The sequence below is a fragment of the Micromonospora sp. ATLC20 genome (assembly GCF_057196585.1).
Genome location: NZ_JBXUOV010000098.1, coordinates 1 through 21313 on the forward strand (window position 1 = coordinate 1; position 21313 = coordinate 21313).

The 21313-nt window shown below is 73.9% G+C and carries 20 protein-coding genes; 15 read left to right on the forward strand and 5 right to left on the reverse strand.

Annotation, left to right across the window (positions count from 1 at the left end; genetic code table 11):
- On the forward strand, window positions 1–441 hold a 441-nt coding region (locus tag AC2CHG_RS19905; protein WP_484525320.1), incomplete at its 5' end, for an MATE family efflux transporter.
- Window positions 442–447: 6 nt separating this feature from the next.
- Here the strand turns inward: AC2CHG_RS19905 and AC2CHG_RS19910 are convergent.
- The gene (locus AC2CHG_RS19910) at window positions 448–1389 is read right to left on the reverse strand and encodes a hypothetical protein (protein WP_262013626.1); all 942 of its coding nucleotides are present in this window, start codon (window positions 1387–1389) and stop codon (window positions 448–450) included.
- Window positions 1383–2387: a hypothetical protein gene (locus AC2CHG_RS19915; RefSeq protein WP_484525321.1), complete on the reverse strand. Its 1005-nt coding sequence runs from the start codon at window positions 2385–2387 to the stop codon at window positions 1383–1385. Before AC2CHG_RS19915 ends, AC2CHG_RS19910 begins: the two co-directional genes overlap by 7 nt.
- Before the next feature lie 108 nt (window positions 2388–2495).
- On the opposite strand from AC2CHG_RS19915, the gene truB reads away from it, so the two are divergent.
- The 7 genes from truB to AC2CHG_RS19950 all read left to right on the forward strand — a co-directional run bounded on the left by truB (window position 2496) and on the right by AC2CHG_RS19950 (window position 10306).
- The gene (gene truB, locus AC2CHG_RS19920; protein WP_484525322.1) at window positions 2496–3380 is read left to right on the forward strand and encodes a tRNA pseudouridine(55) synthase TruB; all 885 of its coding nucleotides are present in this window, start codon (window positions 2496–2498) and stop codon (window positions 3378–3380) included.
- A 32-nt stretch (window positions 3381–3412) separates the two neighbouring features.
- Window positions 3413–4339, forward strand: a complete 927-nt coding sequence (locus tag AC2CHG_RS19925) for a bifunctional riboflavin kinase/FAD synthetase (RefSeq protein WP_013284677.1) — start codon at window positions 3413–3415, stop codon at window positions 4337–4339.
- Between the two features lie 182 nt (window positions 4340–4521).
- Window positions 4522–4791 carry a 30S ribosomal protein S15 gene (gene rpsO / locus AC2CHG_RS19930; protein ID WP_013284678.1) on the forward strand — a complete coding sequence of 90 codons (270 nt, stop codon included), beginning with the start codon at window positions 4522–4524 and terminating at the stop codon, window positions 4789–4791.
- A gap of 220 nt (window positions 4792–5011) precedes the next feature.
- Window positions 5012–7453 carry a polyribonucleotide nucleotidyltransferase gene (locus AC2CHG_RS19935; RefSeq protein WP_484525323.1) on the forward strand — a complete coding sequence of 814 codons (2442 nt, stop codon included), beginning with the start codon at window positions 5012–5014 and terminating at the stop codon, window positions 7451–7453.
- A gap of 122 nt (window positions 7454–7575) precedes the next feature.
- Complete coding sequence (locus tag AC2CHG_RS19940; protein ID WP_396880364.1) at window positions 7576–8943, forward strand: M16 family metallopeptidase; 1368 nt, start codon at window positions 7576–7578, stop codon at window positions 8941–8943.
- 54 nt (window positions 8944–8997) lie between these two features.
- The gene (dapB, locus tag AC2CHG_RS19945; protein WP_262013621.1) at window positions 8998–9759 is read left to right on the forward strand and encodes a 4-hydroxy-tetrahydrodipicolinate reductase; all 762 of its coding nucleotides are present in this window, start codon (window positions 8998–9000) and stop codon (window positions 9757–9759) included.
- A 76-nt stretch (window positions 9760–9835) separates the two neighbouring features.
- On the forward strand, window positions 9836–10306 hold the full coding sequence (locus AC2CHG_RS19950; protein WP_484525324.1) for a GNAT family N-acetyltransferase: 471 nt from the start codon (window positions 9836–9838) through the stop codon (window positions 10304–10306).
- A 188-nt stretch (window positions 10307–10494) separates the two neighbouring features.
- Here the strand turns inward: AC2CHG_RS19950 and AC2CHG_RS19955 are convergent, their stop codons facing one another.
- A complete protein-coding gene (locus AC2CHG_RS19955) occupies window positions 10495–11079 on the reverse strand; it encodes a GNAT family N-acetyltransferase (protein ID WP_355506975.1) in 585 nt (194 codons plus the stop codon).
- Between the two features lie 35 nt (window positions 11080–11114).
- On the opposite strand from AC2CHG_RS19955, the gene AC2CHG_RS19960 reads away from it, so the two are divergent.
- Window positions 11115–12419 (forward strand): glycosyltransferase family 87 protein, encoded by a 1305-nt coding sequence (locus AC2CHG_RS19960; RefSeq protein WP_484525325.1) that lies wholly within the window; start codon window positions 11115–11117, stop codon window positions 12417–12419.
- Here the strand turns inward: AC2CHG_RS19960 and AC2CHG_RS19965 are convergent.
- Window positions 12324–12869 carry a GNAT family N-acetyltransferase gene (locus AC2CHG_RS19965; RefSeq protein ID WP_463839979.1) on the reverse strand — a complete coding sequence of 182 codons (546 nt, stop codon included), beginning with the start codon at window positions 12867–12869 and terminating at the stop codon, window positions 12324–12326. The genes AC2CHG_RS19960 and AC2CHG_RS19965 overlap by 96 nt on opposite strands.
- Window positions 12870–12948: 79 nt before the next feature.
- On the opposite strand from AC2CHG_RS19965, the gene AC2CHG_RS19970 reads away from it, so the two are divergent.
- The 6 genes from AC2CHG_RS19970 to AC2CHG_RS19995 all read left to right on the forward strand — a co-directional run bounded on the left by AC2CHG_RS19970 (window position 12949) and on the right by AC2CHG_RS19995 (window position 20232).
- Complete coding sequence (locus AC2CHG_RS19970) at window positions 12949–14178, forward strand: winged helix-turn-helix domain-containing protein (RefSeq protein WP_281600582.1); 1230 nt, start codon at window positions 12949–12951, stop codon at window positions 14176–14178.
- Complete coding sequence (locus tag AC2CHG_RS19975; protein ID WP_484525326.1) at window positions 14168–14890, forward strand: DUF2752 domain-containing protein; 723 nt, start codon at window positions 14168–14170, stop codon at window positions 14888–14890. Before AC2CHG_RS19970 ends, AC2CHG_RS19975 begins: the two co-directional genes overlap by 11 nt.
- A gap of 160 nt (window positions 14891–15050) precedes the next feature.
- Window positions 15051–15788, forward strand: a complete 738-nt coding sequence (thyX, locus tag AC2CHG_RS19980) for an FAD-dependent thymidylate synthase (RefSeq protein WP_484525330.1) — start codon at window positions 15051–15053, stop codon at window positions 15786–15788.
- Window positions 15789–15840: 52 nt separating this feature from the next.
- A complete protein-coding gene (gene dapA, locus AC2CHG_RS19985) occupies window positions 15841–16767 on the forward strand; it encodes a 4-hydroxy-tetrahydrodipicolinate synthase (protein WP_484525327.1) in 927 nt (308 codons plus the stop codon).
- Between the two features lie 51 nt (window positions 16768–16818).
- Window positions 16819–18507, forward strand: coding sequence for a ribonuclease J (locus AC2CHG_RS19990; RefSeq protein ID WP_262013613.1), 1689 nt, complete (start codon window positions 16819–16821; stop codon window positions 18505–18507).
- 174 nt (window positions 18508–18681) lie between these two features.
- Entirely contained in the window at window positions 18682–20232 is a 1551-nt protein-coding gene (locus tag AC2CHG_RS19995) for a S1 family peptidase (protein WP_484525328.1), read from the forward strand.
- Window positions 20233–20322: 90 nt separating this feature from the next.
- On the opposite strand, the gene AC2CHG_RS20000 is transcribed toward AC2CHG_RS19995, so the two are convergent.
- Window positions 20323–21313, reverse strand: a 991-nt coding sequence (locus AC2CHG_RS20000; RefSeq protein WP_484525329.1) for a type III secretion system chaperone family protein, incomplete at its 5' end; no start/stop codon positions are given.

A 21313-nucleotide genomic window follows, 5' to 3' on the forward strand; every position in this document is an offset into this window, starting at 1 on the left:
GCGCTGGGCGGCGGCGACGCGGCCGGCGCGCGGTTCCTGGCCCGCCGCGTCGCGTTGCTCGGCGGGCTGTGCGGCGTGGCCTTCGCGGTGCTGATCGTCGCCGGCGCCGGCGTGGTGCCGTCGTGGTTCAGCTCCGATCCGCAGGTACGCGAGCAGGCCATGACCGCCTGGCCCTGGTTCGTCGCGCTCCAGCCGATCGGCGGCGTGGTGTTCGCGCTCGACGGGGTGCTGATCGGCGCGGGCGACGTGCGCTACCTGCGCAACCTCACCATCGTGTGCGCGTTCGGCGGGTTCCTGCCGGCGATCTGGCTGGCCTACGGGTTCGACCTCGGGCTGGGCGGGATCTGGGCCGGGCTGACGCTGTTCGTGGTGCTGCGGCTGGTCGGCCTGCTGCTGCGGATGCGCTCGGGCGCGTGGGCGGTGGTCGGCGCGGTCCGCTGACGCCGGTCAGCATGAGACCGGCAGCTCGATCGGGTGCTCCGGGTCGTACAGCGCGTCGGGGTCCTCGGGGGAGCCGATGCCGGCCGGGTCCAGGCCGCCGGGGCGGATCAGCCCGAGCTTCACGGCGTCGCAGTCCACGCCCGACCCGTAGCTCGACATCCGGTGCAACCAGAGCCCCCGGTCGGCCCGTGCCACGTCGCCGGCGTGCGGCAACCGCCAGACGATCTCGTCGTGCAGCACCACCACCGAGTGACCGGATCGGGAGGCGAGGTCGCGGAACCCGTAGACCCAGACGAAGTTGCTGGTCACCTCCAGCATCCGTACGCCGTCGGCCTGCCGGACGGCGCGGTAGGTGAACCGGCCCTTCGTCCGCGGCTGGTCCGGGGTGAGCCGGGCGTCCGGGGCCAGCCGGGTCGCGTACGTGGCGATCGTCTCGGTGGACCAGTCCTTCCGCACCGACTCCCGGGCAGCCGGCGCGACGTGACGCAGCAGCGGGGCCGGGCTGCCGCCGGTCATGAACGCGCGGTCCAGGCGGGCGGTCAGCATGGCGGCGCGGACCCGCGCCAGCCCGGCGGACACCTCGGCGCCGGTGAAGCCGCCGGTCGGCCGGGCCGGTGGCAGCACGATCCCGGCCGCCCCCGCCGGCCAGTCCGCCGCCGGCGTGCCGGCGAAGACATCCGGCGGGACAGTCGGTCCCGCGGTCGCCGGAGCGCCGGTGACCGCCGGGGACGGCGCGGCCGCCGGACGCCGGAGCTGCCGGTAGCCGTAACCGGCGGCACCGGCCGCGGCTGCCAGCAGCAGCACCACGCCGAGCGCGGCCGTCAGCCGGCGGGCGCGCCGCCGGCACCAGATCCGCAGGCGTACGGCGAGGCTCGGCCGGATCTCCCGCTCCAACCGGTCCAGCCAGTCGGGGTAGCCGTCCCGCTCGGATCCCCTCGGGCTCAGCACGGGTCCGCGACCTTCAGCGAGCGGTCCAGGTCGTACACGGCGTCCGGGTGCTCCCCGGAGCTGCCGGCGTCCCCGTAGGTCGGCGTGATCTCCAGTTCCAGCAGACCCTTGCTCAGACCGGCGCACTCCACGTTCGTCACGTAGGAGTTCGCGTCCCGCATCCACAGCCCTCGGGAGCCGGTGACGACGTCCGCCGGGAGGGGCACCTCCCAGATCACCGTGTCGTGCACCAGGATGACGTCCGGGACCGACGGGGCGCGGGTGCTCCGGACGGCGTAGACCCAGACGAAGTTGGTGGTGATCTCCAGGACGCGGATGTCGTACGCATCCCGGGTCGCGCGGTACGAGATCCGCCCCTGCACCCGCGGCGGGTCGTTCGTCAACCGGGTGCCCGGCCCGAGCCGGGTGGCGTAGTTGGCGGCGCCGCCGGCCGTGAAGTCCTTCCGGATGCTGGCGCGGGTGTCCGGGGCGAACTGGCGCACCAGCCGATCCGGGCTCTTCTCGGTGAAGAACGTGCGGTCCAGCCGGGCGGTGACCAGGGCCTTGCGTACCTTGGCCAGACCGTCGGCCACCTGCTTCTCGGTGAACGGGCCGGTCCGCTTGACCCGGGGCAGCGCGATCCCGGCCGCACCCTCCGGGAAGCCGGCCGCGGGGGTGCCGTCGAACGGGCCGGCGGCCGGCGGGGGCGACGCGGAGCTGACCGCCTGCTCACCGCTCGGCGGGCTCGTCGTCGGGTATGCCGTCGAGATCTCGCGCCAGCGCTGGAAGCCCTGGTAGCCCAGGCCGCCGACGAGCCCGAAGAACGCGAGTAGCGCCAGCACGACCATGCCGCCGAGCAGCTTGCCGGAGTGCCCGCCGAGCGCGATCCGCAGGCGGTCGCCGCGGCCCGGCTCGACCTCGGGCGCGGGCCGGCGCAGCCACTCGGGTACCCGTCCCAGCTCGTCCTCCGGCAAGTGGCCGGTGGGGTAGGGGTCGGGGGCGGGGCGGTGATCGGTCATCGGACTTCCCGGGCAGACGGGTCGGGGGCGCACGATCTTGACACCCCGCCGAAGCTGGGCGGTATCCCCCGCAGGGCCGATCACCGGCGTCTGGCAGGCTTGGCGGTCGTGAGCACAGACGGTCTGATCGTGGTCGACAAGCCCGGCGGCATGACGTCGCACGACGTGGTGGCCCGCATCCGGCGGCTGGCCCGTACCCGCCGCGTCGGTCACGGCGGCACGCTCGACCCGATGGCCACCGGCGTCCTCGTGATCGGCGTGGGCCGGGCGACCCGGCTGCTCACGTACGTGATCGGCGCCGGCAAGAGCTACGCCGCGACGATCCGGCTGGGACAGTCCACGGTCACCGACGACGCCGAGGGCGAGGTGGTCGCGACCACCCCGGCCGGTGCGGTCACCGACGACGGGGTACGCGCCGCGCTGGCCGCCCTCACCGGCGAGATCGACCAGGTGCCGAGCGCGGTGAGCGCCATCAAGATCGACGGTCAGCGGGCGTACAAGCGGGTCCGCGACGGCGAGGCGGTCGAACTGCCCGCCCGGCGGGTCACCGTGTCACGGCTGGACGTGCTGGCGATCCGCCGGGACGTCCCGGACGTGGTGGACGTGGACATGGACGTGACCTGCTCGTCCGGGACGTACATCAGGGCGCTGGCCCGCGACGCGGGCGCGGCGCTCGGCGTCGGCGGCCACCTCACCGCGCTGCGCCGGACCGCTGTGGGCGGGTTCACGCTCGACGAGGCGGCCACGCTCGACCAGCTCGAGGAGCGCGCGCCGGACGTGGTGAACCTGCCGCTGGACGCCGCCGCCGCGCGGTTCTTCCCGCGCCGGGACGCCACCGCCGACGAGACCCGGGTGCTCTCCCACGGCGGGCCGCTGGCACCGGCCGGGATCACCGGGCCGTACGCCGTCTTCGACCCGGCGGGCGGGCTGATCGCTATCGTCAGCGAGCGGGACGGTCGGGCCCGCGCGGAGATCGTGCTGGCCCCGGCCTGAACGGCGCGCGGGGCGGACAGGGGAGGAACGGCATGCAGCGGTGGCGGGGGTACGAGGCGGCGCCCGGCGGCTGGGGACGCTCGGTGGTCACCATCGGCGTCTTCGACGGCGTGCACCGGGGGCACCAGGCGACCATCGGGCACGCTGTGGCACGCGCCCGGGAGCTGGGCGTCAAGTCGGTGGTGGTGACGTTCGACCCGCACCCGGCCGAGGTGGTACGCCCCGGCTCGCACCCGGCGGTGCTGACCGAGCCGGCCCGCAAGGCCGAGCTGATCGAGGCGCTCGGCGTGGACGTGCTCTGCGTGGTGCCGTTCACAGTCGAGTTCTCCCGGCTGCCACCCGAGGCGTTCGTGCACGACGTCCTGGTCGCGCACCTGCACGCCGCGCTGGTGGTGGTCGGCGACAACTTCCGGTTCGGGCACCGGGCCGCCGGTGACGTGCCGCTGCTGGAGCGGCTGGGCCGTACCTTCGGGTTCGCGGTCGAGGGCGCGCCGCTGGTCGCCGAGGCGGGGACGGTCTTCTCCTCCACGTACATCAGGTCCTGCGTCGACGCGGGCGACGTGGGCGCGGCGGCGGCGGCGCTCGGCCGCCCGCACCGGGTCGAGGGCGTGGTGGTCCGCGGCGACCAGCGCGGACGTGAGCTGGGTTACCCCACCGCCAACCTGCTGACCCACAGGTACGCGGCGGTGCCCGCCGACGGCGTGTACGCGGCCCGCCTGGTGCGCCGCGACGGCGAACCGCTGGCCGCGGCGGTGTCGATCGGCACCAACCCGACGTTCTCCGGCCGGGAGCGGCGGGTGGAGGCGTACGCGCTGGACTTCAGCGGCGACCTGTACGGCGAACGGCTGGCCCTGGACTTCGTGGCGCACCTGCGTGAGCAGCGGACATACGACGCGATCGAACCGCTGGTGGCCCAGATCGCCGAGGACGTGGAACGCACCCGCCGGGCGGTGCTCTGACCGGCGCGGGGGCACCTTGACCGGCCGTCCGTCCCGAGGGCTGGTAGGCTGACGGAGACGTCGGCTGACCGACGGGGGCCTCGCGTGCCTGCACGACGCCGCGGGTGCGAGGAACCGGTCCGTTGCACCGGTCACCACGACCGCTCCGGACCTCATCGAATGACCCACGAAACAGGGAGAACATGGCGCTCGACCAGGAAGCCAAGGCCAAGATCCGCCAGGAGTACGCCACCGCCGAGGGCGACACCGGCTCGCCCGAGGTGCAGGTCGCGGTCCTGACCAAGCGGATCGCGGAGCTCACCGAGCACCTGAAGGTGCACAAGCACGACCACCACAGCCGCCGTGGGCTGCTGCTGCTGGTCGGCCGGCGCCGCCGGCTGCTGAACTACGTCCAGAAGAAGGACATCAACCGCTACCGGTCGCTCATCGAGCGGCTCGGCCTGCGCCGATGACCTGACGGGGGAGTGGCCGCCTGGCTGCTCCCCCGTTTCCGGTACCACCGAAGAACCCGGCCGCGCGACACCCGAGAGGGAGCCGGTCAGCACCGGTCTCCGGTAGTGGCCCCCGGGAATCCCGGCACGACGCCGGCCGTCCCGGGCGCTTCGATCGAAGACCGGCCGCCTGAGCAGTTCCCGTGTCGTCGGCCGACGACGCGAAGGAGCACCACAGCACATGACCGAGACCAACCTCGGCACCGAATCCCGCACCGCGGTGATCGACAACGGGTCCTTCGGCACCCGTGAGATCACCTTCTCCACCGGCCGTCTGGCCCGCCAGGCCGCCGGCTCCGTCGTCGCCCAGCTCGGCGAGACGGTCGTCCTCTCCGCGACCACGGCCGGCAAGCAGCCGCGCGAGTCGTTCGACTTCTTCCCGCTGACGGTGGACGTCGAGGAGCGGATGTACGCCGCGGGCCGGATCCCCGGCTCGTTCTTCCGCCGCGAGGGCCGGCCCAGCGAGGACGCCATCCTCACCTGCCGGCTGATCGACCGGCCGCTGCGCCCGTCGTTCGTCAAGGGCCTGCGCAACGAGGTCCAGGTCGTCGAGACCGTCCTGGCGCTCGACCCGCAGCACCCGTACGACGTGGTGGCGATCAACGCCGCGTCGATGTCGACCAAGCTCTCCGGCCTGCCGTTCTCCGGCCCGATCGGCGCGACCCGGGTCGCGCACGTCGACGGCCAGTGGGTCGCCTTCCCGACCCTGGAGGAGCTGGAGCGGGCCACCTTCGACATGGTCGTGGCCGGCCGCACCCTGCCGGACGGCGAGGTCGCGATCATGATGGTCGAGGCCGAGGCCACCCCGAACGCGGTGGCCCTGATCTCGGGCGGCGCGACCGCGCCGACCGAGGAGATCGTGGCCAGCGGCCTGGAGGCCGCCAAGCCGGCCATCCGCGAGCTGTGCCGGGCGCAGAGCGAGCTGGCCGAGGTGGCCGCCAAGCCGGTCAGCGAGTTCCCGGTGTTCCTGGACTACCAGGACGACGTGTACGACGCGGTGGCCGACGTGGCCCGCGCCGACGTCACCGAGGCGCTGAAGATCGCCGGCAAGGCCGACCGCGAGGAGGCCCTGGACCGGATCAAGGCCAAGGTCGCCGAGGAGCTGACCGGCCGGTTCGAGGGCCGCGAGAAGGAGCTGTCCGCCGCGTTCCGCTCGCTGACCAAGTCCGAGGTCCGCAACCGGGTGCTGCGCGAGCAGGTCCGCATCGACGGCCGCGGCCCGCGTGACATCCGCCCGCTGACCGCCGAGGTCGGCGTGCTGCCGCGGGTGCACGGCTCGGCGCTGTTCGAGCGCGGCGAGACCCAGATCCTGGGCGTCACCACGCTGAACATGCTGCGCATGGAGCAGATGGTGGACACGCTGTCCCCGGAGAACCGCAAGCGCTACATGCACAACTACAACTTCCCGCCGTACTCGACCGGTGAGACCGGCCGGGTCGGCTCGCCGAAGCGGCGCGAGATCGGCCACGGCGCGCTCGCCGAGCGGGCGCTGATCCCGGTGCTGCCCTCGCGCGAGGAGTTCCCGTACGCCATCCGGCAGGTCTCCGAGGCGCTCGGCTCCAACGGCTCCACCTCGATGGGTTCGGTCTGCGCCTCGACGCTGGGCCTGCTCTCGGCCGGTGTGCCGCTGAAGGCGCCGGTCGCCGGCATCGCCATGGGCCTCATCTCCGACGAGGTCGACGGCAAGACCCAGTACGTGACGCTGACCGACATCCTCGGTGCCGAGGACGCGTTCGGCGACATGGACTTCAAGGTCGCCGGCACCCGTGACTTCGTCACCGCGCTCCAGCTCGACACCAAGCTGGACGGCATCCCGTCGGACGTGCTGGCCGCCGCGCTCCAGCAGGCGCACGAGGCGCGGCAGACCATCCTCGACGTGATGCAGCGGGCCATCGAGGCGCCGGCCGAGATGTCGGACTACGCCCCGCGGGTGACCACCGTCAAGATCCCGGTCGACAAGATCGGCATGGTGATCGGCCCGAAGGGCCAGACCATCAACGCGATCCAGGACGAGACCGGCGCCGAGATCTCCATCGAGGACGACGGCACGATCTACGTCGGCGCCACAAACGGCCCGTCCGCCCAGGCCGCAGTCGACCGGATCAACGGGATCGCCAACCCGACGCTGCCCAAGGCCGGGGAGCGGTTCCTCGGCACCGTGGTGAAGACCGCCGCGTTCGGCGCCTTCATCTCGCTGCTGCCGGGCCGCGACGGCCTGCTGCACATCTCCAAGGTGGGCGACGGCAAGCGGGTCGAGAAGGTCGAGGACTACCTCAACGTCGGCGACAAGGTCGAGGTGGAGATCGCGGACATCGACGCCCGCGGCAAGATCTACCTGGACAAGGTCCGCCCGGAGGGCGCCGAGGCGCCGGCCGCCGCCGAGGGTGGCGACCGTCCGTCCGGCCGGGACCGCGGCGGCGACCGCGGCCCGCGTGACCGGGGTGACCGGGAGCGCCGCTCCGAGGGTGGCGAGCGCCGCTCCGAGGGTGGCGAGCGTCGCTCCGAGGGTGGCGAGCGTCGCTCCGAGGGTGGCGAGCGTCGCTCCGAGGGTGGCGAGCGTCGCTCCGAGGGTGGCGAGGGCGGCGGCGAGTCCCGTCCGCGCCGCCGGACCCGGCACAGCTGATCCACCGACCGGCCCGGGTGACGTCCGCGTCACCCGGGCCGGCCCACGGCTCCAGGTCGCCTGCGCGAGCTGGAGCCGTCGTACGTCCCGCCGTTCCTCGTCATCCGGAGAGCAGGTTTCTCGTGAGTTCGTCAGGCGCCTCGACGGGACGGGGGGTGGCGCCGGCCGGCTCGGCGGCCCGCGCGGTCACCCGTACGCTCAGCGACGACCCGCTCGGCGGCACCGTCCGCCGTACCGTGCTGCCCAGCGGGCTGCGGGTGCTCACCGAGGCGATCCCGGCGATGCGCAGCGTGTCGTTCGGCATCTGGGTGGCGGTCGGCTCGCGCGACGAGACCGGCACGCAGGCCGGCGCCGCGCACTTCCTGGAGCACCTGCTGTTCAAGGGCACCAACAAGCGCAGCGCGCTGGAGATCTCGGCGCAGATCGAGGCCGTGGGCGGCGAGACCAACGCCTTCACCACGAAGGAATACACCTGCTACTACGCGCGGGTGCTGGACGAGGACCTGCCGCTGGCCATCGACGTCATGTGCGACCTGGTCGCAGACTCGGTGCTGGCCCCCGCCGACGTGGAGACCGAACGCGGCGTCATCCTCGAAGAGATCGCCATGCACGACGACGAGCCCGGCGACGAGGTGCACGACCTGTTCGCCCGCGCCGTCTACGGCGACCACCCGCTGGGCCGCCTCATCTCCGGCACCGAGGAGACGGTCACGCCGATGACCCGGCGGCAGATCCAGGGCTTCTACCGCCGCCGCTACACCGCGCCGCAGATCGTGATCGCCGCCGCCGGGAACCTCGACCACGCCGCAGTGGTCAAGCTGGTCCGGCAGGCGCTGCGCGGCACCCCGCTGGACACCGACCCGGCGTCGCCCGCGCCGCACCGGTCGGCCACCCCGGCGGTACGCACCAAGCCGGCCACCACGCTCGTCGAGCCGAAGGAGACCGAGCAGGCGCACGTCATCCTCGGCTGCCCGGGGATCGACCGCACCGACGACCGGCGGTTCGCCCTCGGCGTGCTGAACAACGTGCTCGGCGGTGGCATGTCCAGCCGGCTGTTCCAGGAGATCCGGGAGCAGCGCGGCCTGGCGTACTCGGTCTACTCGTACGCCAGCCAGTACGCCGACAGCGGCGTGTTCGCCGTCTACGCCGGCTGTGCGCCGGGCAAGGTGGACGAGGTGCTGGACCTGACCCGCGCGGAGATGGCGCGGGTGGCCGCCGAGGGGATCACCGAGGCGGAGCTGGCCCGGGGCAAGGGGATGAGCAAGGGCTCGTTCGTGCTCGGGCTGGAGGACACCGGCTCGCGGATGAGCCGGCTCGCCAAGGGCGAGCTGCTCTACGGCAACCTGATGCCGGTGGACGACCTGCTGTCCCGGGTGGACGCGGTGACGCTCGACGACGTGAACGCGCTCGCCGCCGACCTGCTCGGCCGGCCGATGTCGCTGGCCGTGGTCGGCCCGTTCGACTCCGGCAGTTTCGCGGCCACGAGCTGAGCGGCCCACCGGTCCGCCGGATCCCGTGCCGGGCGCTGGGATAGGTTGTGGGCCGTGACTGAGCAGCAGAAGACGGCGGCCCGGGTCGGTGTGCTGGGTGCCCGGGGCCGGATGGGCATGGAGGTCTGCAAGGCGGTCGACTCCGCCGCCGACCTGGAGCTGGTCGCGGCAGTCGACCAGGGCGACGACCTGGACGCGGTGGCCCAGGCGGGCGCCGGGGTGGTCGTCGACTTCACCACCCCCGACGCGGTCATGGACAACCTGCGCTGGTGCGTCGAGAACGGCGTGCACGCGGTGGTGGGCACCACCGGCTTCACCGAGCAGCGGCTCGCCGAGGTGCGCGGCTGGCTCGCCGACCGGCCCGGCGTGGGCGTGGTGATCGCCCCCAACTTCGGCATCGGCGCGGTGCTGATGATGCAGTTCGCGGCGCGCGCCGCCCGCTACTTCGAGTCGGTCGAGATCGTCGAGCAGCACCACCCGCGCAAGCTGGACGCGCCGAGCGGCACCGCCACCCACACGGCCCGGCTGATCGCCGCGGCCCGCGCCGAGGCCGGTCTGGGGCCCGCGCCGGACGCCACCCGCGACGAGGTGGCCGGCGCCCGCGGCGCCGACATCGACGGGGTACGCGTGCACGCGGTACGCGCCACCGGCCTGGTCGCCCACCAGGAGGTGCTGTTCGGCACCACGGGTGAGACGCTCACCATCCGGCACGACTCGTACGACCGGGTGTCGTTCATGCCCGGCGTGCTGCTCGCGGTCCGTGAGGTGGGCCGCCGGCCCGGGCTGACGGTCGGCCTGGACGCCCTGCTCGACTGACCCGCCGCGGTGTGCCCCCGGCCTGCTGCGGGAAACCGTTTTGCCTGGTCGGGGGCGTCGACCTAGGCTGCTTTTCATGATCGATTCCGGACACTCCGACCGCACCGGCCGCCGGGTGACGCTGCGCCCGGTGGACGACGACAACTGGCGGGCCGTGGCGGACGTCGCGCCGCACGACGACCAGCGCGCCTTCGTGGCCGCGCTCGCCGCCCGCTACCTGCTTCTCACCGAACGCTCGGACGTCTGGAACTCGCTGGCCGTGTACGCCGACGAGACGGTCGTGGGCCACGTCATGTGGGGCGTGGACGACGACGAGTCGCGCTGGATCGGCGGCATGGTGATCGACGCCGCCGAGCAGGGCCGGGGCCTGGGCCGCGCCACGGTGCGGACGCTCGCGGACTGGCTCGCCGAGGCGGGCCGGCCGATCCGTCTCAGCTACCACCCCGACAACAAGCCCGCCGCCGCCCTCTACACGTCCCTGGGCTTCCACCCCACAGGCGCGATGGAGGACGACGAACTGGTAGCCGAACTCCTCCCCCCGGCCTGACCCTCACCCCCGGGCTTGCCCCCGGTCGATCATGAGGTTGGCGGCCTTTTCGATCTCCCCGACTGCCGCCAACCTCATGATCGACGGGGTGGGGTGGCGGGTGGGGCGGCGGGTGGGGTGGCGGTCCTGCCCCGTGCCGGGACCGCCGGCCCACCCACGCGAGGGTGGACCGGCGAGACGAGCGGAACTCATCGCTGCGGCGGAAGATTTTCCTCCGGGACCGCCACGTGGAAGCGGAGCTGGGGGACGAGCATGTCGTCCACGTCCAGCGCGCGGGTCGCGCCGTCCGGCTCCCAGCCGGTCGAGCCGAGGAACTTCCGGGTCGCCGCGTCGGCGTCGAACGTCCACGCCACCGCCCGGGTCAGCCCGTCGGACCGCCAGTGGTCGACAGCCGCGGCGAGCAGCCGGCTGCCGTGCCCGCGCCGCCCCCACCGGGGCTCGACCAGCAGGTCCGTCACCGCCGCGACGCCCGAACCGAGCGCCTCGGCCGGCTCGTCCGGGGCGAGCGCGTCGGCGTCGGCCGGACCGGAGGCGACGAACCCCACCAGATAGGATTGCGCCGCCTGTTCGACGGCGACCAGCACCCGGTGCGCGCCCGAGGGCGGCTCCTGCACCGCCGCACTCCACCGCCGCGCGAGGTACGCCTCGTCGAGGTTGTCGAGCACGTGCCGGGGCAGGATCCGGCGGTACGCGACCCGCCAGGTCGCGAGCTGGATGCGTGCGATCTCGCCGGCGTCCTCGGGACGCGCGGGCCGGACGTAGCCTGCAGCCATGGCACGTGAGCCTACGCAGGGCGAGGAGGGTGACGGTGGCGCAGGGTGCCGGGCGGGCGGTCGCGCAGGTCGTCGCCGTGGTGGCGCTCGCCGCGGCGGTCACCGTGTTCCTCTCCGTGGCGGCGGTGCGGCACGGCTTCTTCGACCTGCAGGTCTACTACGGCGCGCTGACGTACTGGGCGCGTGACGGCGGGGAGATCTACGACTTCCTGCGCCCCGGCACGCAGTACGGCTTCACCTACCCGCCGTTCGCCGCGCTGGTGATGCTGCCGATGGCGTACCTGCCGTGGGGCGCGGCGATCGTGGTGAGCGTGACCGCGACGGTGCTGGCGAGCGCCGTGGTGATCTGGCGGCTGCTGGACCCGGTGGCCCGCCGGTCCGGCTGGACGCGCTGGTTCGCGCTCGCTGTCGCGCTGTGCCTGGCCGCCGCGTACGAGCCGATGCGCGAGACGGTCAACTTCGGCCAGGTCAACATGCTGCTGCTGTTCCTGGTGGCGGTGGACCTGCTGTGGCTGCTGCCGGCGCGCAGCCGCTGGGCGGGCGTGGGCATCGGCCTGGCCACCGCGATCAAGCTGACGCCCGGCATCTTCATCGTCTACCTGCTGGTCACCGGCCGCTGGCGGGCCGCGCTGACCACAGTCGGCACGGCTGCCGTCGCCACGCTCGTGGCCGCCGGGCTTTTCCCCGACGCCTCCCGGGAGTTCTGGACCGAGGCGCTGTGGAACACCGACCGGGTCGGTGAGCTGGCGTTCGTCTCCAACCAGTCGCTGCGCGGGGTGGTGGCCCGGCTCGACCCGCAGCATCCGAGCACGATCGCCTGGCTGGCGCTCGTACTCCTGACGCTTGTGATCTGGGGTTGGCGTTCGCGGGCGGCGGTGGCCGCCGGCGACGAGGCCACCGGCCTGGCCCTCACCGGCGCCGTGATGTGCCTGGTCAGCCCGGTGACCTGGGTGCACCACCTGGTCTGGCTGCTGCCCGGGTTGATCCTGCTCGTCGACAACGGCATGGCGGCGCCCGCCCGCAGCCGGCGGCGCCGTCTGCTGCTGGCCGCCGCGCTGATCGGGTACGCGCTGCTGTGCAGCCGGATCGTCTGGTCCTGGGAGAAGGACTTCTCCGGCGTGGACGGGTTCCTCGGCAGCAACACGTACGTGTGGATCAGCCTGGCGCTGCTGCTCGGGCTGCCGGTCCGGCGCTGGCTCACGCCGGCGGACGGCGCTCGTCCCGGCGACGGCGTCCCGGCCGGGTCAGCCTCCGGTGATGTACCGCAGCTCGCGGAGCAGGATCGGGGTGCGCCCGCCGGAGAGCGGCACCGGGTAGGTGGACTCCTCGCCGTCCGGTAGGTGCCCGGCCCGTTCGTAGAAGCGGCGGGCACGGGCGTTGTCGGCGAGCACCCAGAGCCGGTAGGTGGTCCAGCCCCGCTCGGCCAGGCCGTCGCGGGCCGCCGCGAGCAGCGTCCGCGCGGCGCCCGAGCCCCAGTGCGCGGGCTCCAGGTAGATCGCCAGCAGCTCGCCGTGCGCCGGGTCGAGGTCGCCGCGGTCCTGGTTGTTCCGGTACGGCCCGAACGTGGTGAACCCGACGATCGTGCCGCCGTCCTCGGCGACGAGCGTGGTGAACGGGTGCTCCGGGTCGGCGGTGCCGAGGTCGCGGCGGCGCTGTGCCCAGGCGCGCGGGTTCAGCCGGCCCAGCACCTCCTCGGGCATGATCCCGGCGTACCCGGCCTGCCAGCCGTGGACGTGCACCCGGGCGATCGCCTCGGCGTCGTCCGGTTCCTCCCGGCGAATGGTGAGCACCTGTCCGTTCTATGCCCCGACGGGCGATCGGTCCAGCCGCCGCTCCCGGTGTCGTACCGCTGGATTAGGGTCGCCGGCGATGGCCGTACCGGAATCGCTCTCCCTCGCCCAGGCCCGCCGGATCGCCCTGGCCGCCCAGGGCTTCGCCGACCCGGCGCCTTCAGGCGTGCCCACCCGCCGCCACCTGCGCCGGGTGCTCGACCGGGTCGGGCTGATCCAGATGGACTCGGTGAACGTGCTTCAGCGGGCGCACTACCTGCCGCTCTACAGCCGGCTCGGGCCCTACCCGACCGCGCTGCTGGACACCGCCGCCTACCGCCGCCCGCGTGAGCTGTTCGAATACTGGGCGCACGAGGCGTCACTGGTGCCGGTGGGGCTGCACCCGGCGTTGCGCTGGCGGATGGCCAAGGCCCGCGACGAGGCGTGGGGCGGGATGCGCCGGATCGCCGAGGAGCAGCCCGAGCTGGTCGCCTGGGTCCGTGACGAGGTGGCCGCCCGAGGGCCGCTGACCGCGGCCGAGATCGAGCACGACGCCCCACGGGAGACCGGCAACTGGGGCTGGAACTGGTCGGCCGTGAAACGGGCGCTGGAGTTCCTGTTCTGGGCCGGCGAGGTCACCGCCGCCGACCGCACCAACTCGTTCGCCCGCCGCTACGACCTGCCCGAGCGGGTGCTCCCGGCCGCCGTGCTGGACGCGCCCACCCCGACCGACGCCGAGGCGCACCGGTCGCTGGTGTCGATCGCAGCCCGCGCCCTCGGTGTCGCCGCCGAGCCGGAGCTGCGCGACTACTTCCGGCTGCCGGTCGCCGGGGCGCGGCGGGCGGTGGCCGAACTGGTCGAGGCCGGCGAGCTGACCCCGGTCACCGTGCAGGGCTGGCGGCACCCCGCCTACCTGCACGCCGACGCGCGGCTGCCCCGCTGGGTCCGCGGCAACACGCTGGTCAGCCCGTTCGACCCGCTGGTCTGGGAGCGGGCGCGCACCGAGCGGCTGTTCGGCCTCACCTACCGGATCGAGATCTACGTGCCGGCGCCCCAGCGGGTCTACGGCTACTACGTGCTGCCGTTCCGCCAGGGCGAGCGCTTCACCGCCCGGGTCGACCTGAAGGCCGACCGGAAGGCCGGGGCGCTGCTGGTGCCCGCCGCCTGGGTCGAGCCGGGCGCCGACCCGGGGGAGACCGCGGTGGCGCTCGCCGCCGAGCTGTACCGGCTCGCCGGCTGGCTCGGCCTGGACGCGGTCGCCCCGCCCGCCGCGGGCGACCTCGCGGGGCCGCTGGCCGCCGCGTTGGTGGGCGTGGCCGGTGTACGGTGAGCGCGTGACGAGCGTTGACCGGCCTGCCACCGCGCCCGACCCGCACACCGAGCCGCACCCGCACGGGCCCGCGCAGCCGGAGTCCGGGCCGCAGGGCGAGGCGCACGCTTACGCGTACGCCGGGCAGCCTTCGCACGCCGAGACGCACGCGCACGCCGGTCCGCACGCTCCACCCGGAGCACCCGGAGCACCCGGAGCACCCGGAGCACCCGGAGCACCCGGAGCGCCGTGGCCGGGTTACCCGGCGGCGTACCAGCCGGTCGAGAGCGACCGGCTCACCCGGCTGGTGATGCGCCTGCACGCCCGCGCCCCGCGCTGGGCGGTGCCGCTCGCAGCGCTCGGCTGCGTCGGCCTCGGCATCGCGTACGCGCTGGTCAGTGACCCGACCCGGAGCGACCCGGACGCCGCGCCGACCTGCCTGCTCAAGCTGACCACGGGGCTGGACTGCCCGGGCTGCGGCGGCACCCGCGCGCTCTGGTACGTGCTGCACGGCGACCTGCCCGCCGCAGCCCGGCACCATTTCCTGTTCGTCTTCGCGCTGCCGTTCCTGACCTGGCTCTTCGTGGCCTGGGCCGGCAACCGGGCGTTCGGCTGGAAGCTGCCCGAGGCCCAGTTCAGCCCCAAGGTCATCGGCGTGTTCCTGGCCGCCTGGGGGGTCTTCTCGGTGGTCCGCAACCTACCGTGGGCCCCCTTCACCTCGCTCTACGTCTAGCCGGAGCCCAGCCCTCGCGAGATCTTGGTACGAAACGGCCCCCAGAGGGGCGCTTTCCTACCAAGATCTCCTTCGGGCCGATCGCCGAGCCGGCGGTGCGGCCGCGTGGCCGATTTCCACGGCGGGGGGCGGGCCCACTACAGTCGCAGGAATGCCGGAGATGGTTCAGCCCCAGGTCAAGTTGATCGCGTGGACCCAGTTCCAGGCACCCGAAGAGGTGCCCTGGTCCACCGACGCCGACGGTGGGCAGGCGCTCGCCGAGTTCGCCGGCCGGGCCTGCTACCAGAGCTGGAAGAAGCCGAACCCGGCCACCGCCACCAACGCCGGTTACCTGGCGCACATCCTGGAGGTCGGTCACCTGAGCGTGCTGGAGCACGGCTCGGCGAGCTTCTACTTCAGCGGCGTCTCCCGCTCGTTCACGCACGAGCTGATCCGGCACCGGCACTTCTCCTACTCGCAGCTCTCCCAGCGCTACGTGCCCGAGCGGGACGCCGCGATGGTCGAGCCGTCGGTGATCGCCGACGACCCGGAGCTGCACAAGAAGTTCGTCGAGGCCACCGACGCGGCGGTGCGGGCGTACACCGAGTTGCTGGAGGGGTTGGAGGCCCGCTTCACCGACGAGCCCAACCCGACGCTGCGCCGCAAGCAGGCCCGCCAGGCGGCCCGGGCGGTGCTGCCGAACGCCACCGAGACGCGGATCGTGGTGACCGGCAACTACCGGGCCTGGCGCCACTTCGTGAAGATGCGCGCCACCGAGCACGCCGACGTGGAGATCCGCGAGCTGGCGGTGGAGTGCCTGCGCCAGCTCAAGGGCGTCGCGCCGAACGTCTTCGCCGACTTCGAGATCTCCACCCTGTCCGACGGCACCGAGGTGGCAGCGTCGCCGCACGCCGAGTGACTCGTCGCCCTTCGCCGCCGGGCCACCGGCGGCCGTCCGCTAGGTTGTGAGCATGACGCACGACCACTCCGCCGCCCCGAGCCGGGGCGCGTCGCGCCCGTTCGGGCGAGTGATGACGGCCATGGTGACCCCGTTCACGCCGGACGGCGGCCTGGATCTCGACGGCGCCGCCCGGCTGGCCGAATACCTCGTCGACGAGCAGGGCAACGACGCGCTGGTCCTCAACGGCACCACCGGTGAGTCCCCGACCACCACGGAGGCGGAGAAGGAGTCGCTGATCCGCACCGTGGTCGAGGCGGTCGGCGACCGGGCCCGCATCGTCGCCGGGGTGGGCACCAACGACACCCGGCACACCGTCGAGCTGGCCACACAGGCCGAGAAGGCCGGTGCGCACGGCCTGCTGGTGGTCACGCCGTACTACAACAAGCCACCGCAGGCCGGCCTGCTGCGGCACTTCACCACCGTCGCGGACGCCACCGGCCTGCCGGTCATGCTCTACGACATCCCGCACCGCGCGGGCGTGGCGATCGCCACCGAGACGCTCGTGAAGCTGGCCGAGCACGGCCGGATCGTCGCGGTGAAGGACGCCAAGGGCGACCTGTTCGCCACCGCGGAGGTGCTCGCCCGCACCGACCTGGCCTACTACAGCGGCGAGGACGCGCTCACCCTGCCGATGCTGTCGATCGGCGCGGTCGGCGTGGTCGGCACCTCCACCCACTTCACCGGCGCGCTGACCAAGCAGATGATCGAGGCGTTCGAGGCGGGCGACAACGCCCGGGCGCTCGCCCTGCACCGGCAGTTGCTGCCGCTCTACACCGGCATCTTCCGCACCCAGGGCACGATCCTGGTCAAGGCCGGCCTGGGGACGCAGGGTCGCCCGGCCGGCCCGGTGCGGCCGCCGCTCGTCGACGCCACCGGTGACGAACTGGCCCAGCTGCGCGCCGACTGCGCCGCGGCGGGCCTGCCCCTGCCCGAATGAATCAACGACACGACGGACGCCGCGCGACGGCGTCGCAGAATGAGGTGACGCGTGACCGAGGCGCACATCGAGGGTGAACTGCCCCCGCCGCTGCCCGAGGGCGGCCTGCGGATCATCCCGCTCGGCGGACTCGGCGCCATCGGCCGGAACATGACCGTCTTCGAGTACGACGGCAAGCTGCTGATCGTCGACTGCGGGGTGCTGTTCCCCGACGTCGAGCAGCCGGGCGTGGACCTGATCCTGCCCGACTTCGGCCCGATCCTGGACCGGCTGGCCGACGTGCAGGCGATCGTGCTCACGCACGGCCATGAGGACCACATCGGCGCGGTGCCGTACCTGCTCGCGCACAAGCCGGACATTCCGCTCGTCGGCTCGCAGTTCACGCTCGCGCTCGTCGAGGCGAAGCTGGCCGAGCGGCGGATCCAGCCGTACACGCTGACCGTGCGGGAGGGCGGCCGGGAACGGCTGGGCCCGTTCGAGTGCGAGTTCTTCGCGGTGAACCACTCGATCCCGGACGCGCTGGCGGTGGCCATCCGTACGCCGGCCGGCCTGGTGCTGCACACCGGCGACTTCAAGATGGACCAGCTTCCGCTCGACGGGCGGATCACCGACCTGGCCGGGTTCGCCCGGCTCGGCGCCGAGGGCGTCGACCTGCTGCTGTCCGACTCGACGAACGCGGAGATCCCTGGGTTCGTCACGCCGGAGAAGGAGATCGGCCCGGTCCTCGACTCGATCTTCGCGAAGGCCAAGGGGCGGATCATCGTCGCCTCCTTCGCCTCGCACGTGCACCGGGTGCAGCAGGTCTTCGACTCGGCCGTGGAGCACGGCCGCAAGGTGGCGCTGATCGGCCGGTCCATGGTCCGCAACATGGGCATCGCCCGCGACCTGGGCCTGCTGAACATCCCGGCCGGCCTGGTGGTCGGGATCGAGGAGGCCACGAACCTGCCGCCCGAGCAGATCGTGCTGATGTCCACCGGTTCGCAGGGTGAGCCGATGAGCGCGCTGGGCCGGATGGCCAGCGGCGACCACCGGCACATCACCATCGCGCCGGGCGACACGGTGGTGCTGGCGTCCTCGCTGGTGCCCGGCAACGAGACCTCGGTCTACCGGGTGATCAACCGGCTGGCCCGGGCCGGCGCCGTGGTGGTGCACAAGGACGTCGCGAAGGTGCACGTCTCCGGCCACGCCCCGGCCGGCGAGCTGCTCTACCTGCTCAACGTCGTACGCCCGAGCAACCTGATGCCGGTGCACGGCGAGTGGCGGCACCTGCGGGCGCACGCCCGGCTCGGCATCGAGTCCGGCGTCGCGCCGGACCGGGTCGTGCTCTGCGAGGACGGCGACGTGGTCGACCTGGTCGAGGGCCGCGCCAGCCTGGTCGGGCGGGTCAAGAGCCGGTACGTCTACGTCGACGGTCTCGCCGTCGGTGACGTCAGCGAGTCGCTGCTCACCGAGCGCCGGATCCTCGGCGACGGCGGGTTCATCGCGACGACCGTGGTGGTCGACTCGGTCACCGGCAAGGTGGTCGCCGGGCCGACCGTCTCGGCGAAGGGCTTCTCCGAGGACCCGGAGGCGTTCAACCCGGTGGTCCCGCTGGTCACCGAGGCGCTGAACCGGGCCGCCGCGGACGGCATCACCGACCCGCACCAGCTCCAGCAGATCGTCCGCCGCACGGTGGGCCGCTGGGTCAACGACGCGTACCGTCGCCGGCCCATGATCGTCCCGACCGTCGTCGAGGTCTGACCCGACCGCGCCGCGCGCCGGTCCACCGTCCGCGGTGGGCCGGCGCCGTCGCTTTCCGGGTACGCCCCGACACGGCGCGTCGAAACGTGCCGCCGGTACTCATCCGATCGGCGTCCGTCTCCGTACCTCCCGGTGGCCGGCGTGCCCCTGCGCCGGTCGGGAGGAGCGTGGCGGATGGACCGCAGACGGATGACAGTCATCGGCGTACTGGTGGCGGCGGCCGGGTTGACGGCGGCGGTGACCGTACCGTCGTTCGCCGGTGAGGAACCCCGGCGGGCGGCGCCGGCGGCCGACGGCGTCGCGCCGGAGGTCCTCGACGCGATGGGCCGCGACCTTGCGCTGACCCGCGACCAGGCGGCGAAGCGGCTGCGGACCGAGCGGTGGGCGGCCGGCACGGTCACCCGGCTGCGCGATGAACTCGGCGCCGGCTACGGGGGCAGCTGGCTCAGCGCGGACGGCGCCACGCTCACCGTGGCGGTGGCCGACCCGGCCGGCGAGGCGCGGGTACGGGCGGCGGGCGCGGTCCCGAAGCGGGTGGCGCGGGGCGTCGCCGAGCTGGACGCGGTGAAGTCCCGGCTGGACGCGGCGGGCGCCGACGCCAGCCCGGACGTGGCCGGCTGGTACGTCGACGTGGCAGACAACGCGGTGGTCGTGATCGCCCGGCCGGGCGCGGAGGCCGACGGTCGCCGGCTCGCCGCCGCCGCGGGGTCGAAGGCCGGGATGGTCCGGGTGCGTACCGCCGACGAGGCCCCGCGTCCGCTGTTCGACGTGCGGGGCGGCGACGCCTACCTGATCAACAACGCGGGCCGCTGCTCGGTGGGCTTCTCCGTGGTCGGCGGGTTCGTCACCGCCGGGCACTGCGGCCGGTCGGGGGACCGCACCACCGGGTCCAACCGGGTCGCCCAGGGCACGTTCGCCGCGTCCTCGTTCCCCGGTGACGACTGGGCGTTCGTGCGGGTGAACGCCGACTGGACGCCGCAGGGCGTGGTGACCGACTTCGCCGACGGCGGCACGGTGGCGGTGAACGGCTCCACCGAGGCGCCGGTGGGCGCGTCGATCTGCCGGTCCGGCTCCACCACCGGCACCCGCTGCGGCCTGATCCAGGCGAAGAACGCCACAGTCAACTACCCGGAGGGCACCGTGACCGGGCTGACCCGGACGAACGTCTGCGCCGAGCCGGGTGACTCCGGCGGCGCGTGGCTCTCCGGCGACCAGGCGCAGGGCGTCACGTCCGGCGGATCCGGCGACTGCACCCGGGGCGGCACCACGTTCTTCCAGCCGGTCAACGAGATCCTCCAGCGCAACAACCTGACGCTCGTCACCGCCGGCGACCAGCCCGCGCCCACGCAGCCGCCGGCGGGCGGCGGCGAGACCACCCCGCCCGCGACCGCCGAGCCCACCCCGCCGGCGGGCGACACCGAGTGCTCCGGGCAGGTGAGCCGGACCGGCCGGATCGCCGCCGGACGGACCCAGATCCAGCCGGACGGGCGCTTCTACCGGGTGCCCGACGGCACCCAGGAGGCGTGCCTGTCCGCGCCGGACGGCGCCCGGATGGTGCTGGAGCTGCAACGCTTCACCGGCGGCGCGTTCCGCACCGTGGCCCGCGCGGCCACCGCCGACGGCACGGCCCGCCTGACCGCCGAGACGTCGGCCGGCGCCTACCGGTACCGCGTCGTCGGGTTGTCCGGCTCCGGCGAGTACACGCTGGCGTTCTCCGCCCGCTGACCGCCGCACCCAGACCGCGGCCCCCGACCACCACCGCCCGGTGGCCGGGGGCCGCGCCGCGTCCGCGGCACTGTCGGTCGGTGCGGCGGCTCAGGGCAGCGCGGCGACCGCTTCGGCGTACGCGGTGCCGGTGCGGACCGCGGCGGCCACCAGCACCGCGAGCTGCGCCGGGGCCACCCCGCAGGACAGGTCGGTGGAGACGCCCGCGGCCAGCACCAGCGTCCCGTCGCCGGGCTCGTGCACGTACGCGGCGGGCAGCAGCCGGTCGTGGTTCCAGGCGTTGCAGAACGCGTACGCCTCGGCGCGCCGCCCGGCCGGCAGCCGCCGCTGCGCCACCACCCGGGCGTGCAGCACGTCGCCGTCCCGGCCGAGCAGGCGGAACTGGATGGTGGCCTCGCCCCACCGCCCGGCGAGCGTGCCGTCCGGCTCCACCGCGTACGGCTCGCCCCGGGCGTCGAGCGCGGCGCCGAGCAGCGCCGCGTCCAGCGGTGCCGGTTCCTCCGGCCCGGGCAGCAGGGGTTCGGCCGGATCATCGGCGTCCGGCTCCTCGTCGAACTCGCTCTCGGCAGCCAGCGACACCGGCGCGGCGAGCGGCCGCTCGGCCAGCCAGGAGGCGATCCGGCCGGACTGGTGCCCGGTGCCGTTGCGGGCGTCGAAGCTGCCGGCGAGCGCCGTCGCCAGCGCCTGCAACTGCGTACCCAGCGTCGCCACGTCCACCTCGGCCGCCGGCCGGGAACCGTGCCCGGGGCGGTGGATGCGCCGCCCGCCCAGCCCGGCCTCGGCGGCCAGTCCGCACAGCAGCGCGCCCGCCGCCGCGAACTCCATCGCGGACAGGTCGTCGGCCGGGCGGTCCAGTTCGGGCAGCTGCTCGGTGAGGATCTCCAGCCCACGATGCAGGTAGCCGCCCAGCGCGCAGAAGCGCAGGTGCGCGGCGAGCAGCGGGAACGCCGTCTTCTCGCCGCGGTGCCGGCGGTACGCGCGCACGTGCGCCCGGGCCGCCCGCGTCACCGCGCCGGTACGCAGCCACGGCAGCAGCCCCACGGCGAGCGCCCGTTCCGGCTGGTCGGTGCAGGCCGTCGCG

Excerpts from the sequence above, each read along its gene's own strand:
- AC2CHG_RS19915 (WP_484525321.1), bottom strand. The coding sequence starts at position 2,387 with ATGACCGATCACCGCCCCGCCCCCGACCCCTACCCCACCGGCCACTTG.
- AC2CHG_RS19925 (WP_013284677.1), top strand. The coding sequence starts at position 3,413 with ATGCAGCGGTGGCGGGGGTACGAGGCGGCGCCCGGCGGCTGGGGACGC.
- rpsO (WP_013284678.1), top strand. The coding sequence starts at position 4,522 with ATGGCGCTCGACCAGGAAGCCAAGGCCAAGATCCGCCAGGAGTACGCC.
- AC2CHG_RS19935 (WP_484525323.1), top strand. The coding sequence starts at position 5,012 with ATGACCGAGACCAACCTCGGCACCGAATCCCGCACCGCGGTGATCGAC.
- AC2CHG_RS19950 (WP_484525324.1), top strand. The coding sequence starts at position 9,836 with ATGATCGATTCCGGACACTCCGACCGCACCGGCCGCCGGGTGACGCTG.
- AC2CHG_RS19955 (WP_355506975.1), bottom strand. The coding sequence starts at position 11,079 with ATGGCTGCAGGCTACGTCCGGCCCGCGCGTCCCGAGGACGCCGGCGAG.
- AC2CHG_RS19970 (WP_281600582.1), top strand. The coding sequence starts at position 12,949 with ATGGCCGTACCGGAATCGCTCTCCCTCGCCCAGGCCCGCCGGATCGCC.
- thyX (WP_484525330.1), top strand. The coding sequence starts at position 15,051 with ATGGTTCAGCCCCAGGTCAAGTTGATCGCGTGGACCCAGTTCCAGGCA.
- dapA (WP_484525327.1), top strand. The coding sequence starts at position 15,841 with ATGACGCACGACCACTCCGCCGCCCCGAGCCGGGGCGCGTCGCGCCCG.
- AC2CHG_RS19995 (WP_484525328.1), top strand. The coding sequence starts at position 18,682 with ATGGACCGCAGACGGATGACAGTCATCGGCGTACTGGTGGCGGCGGCC.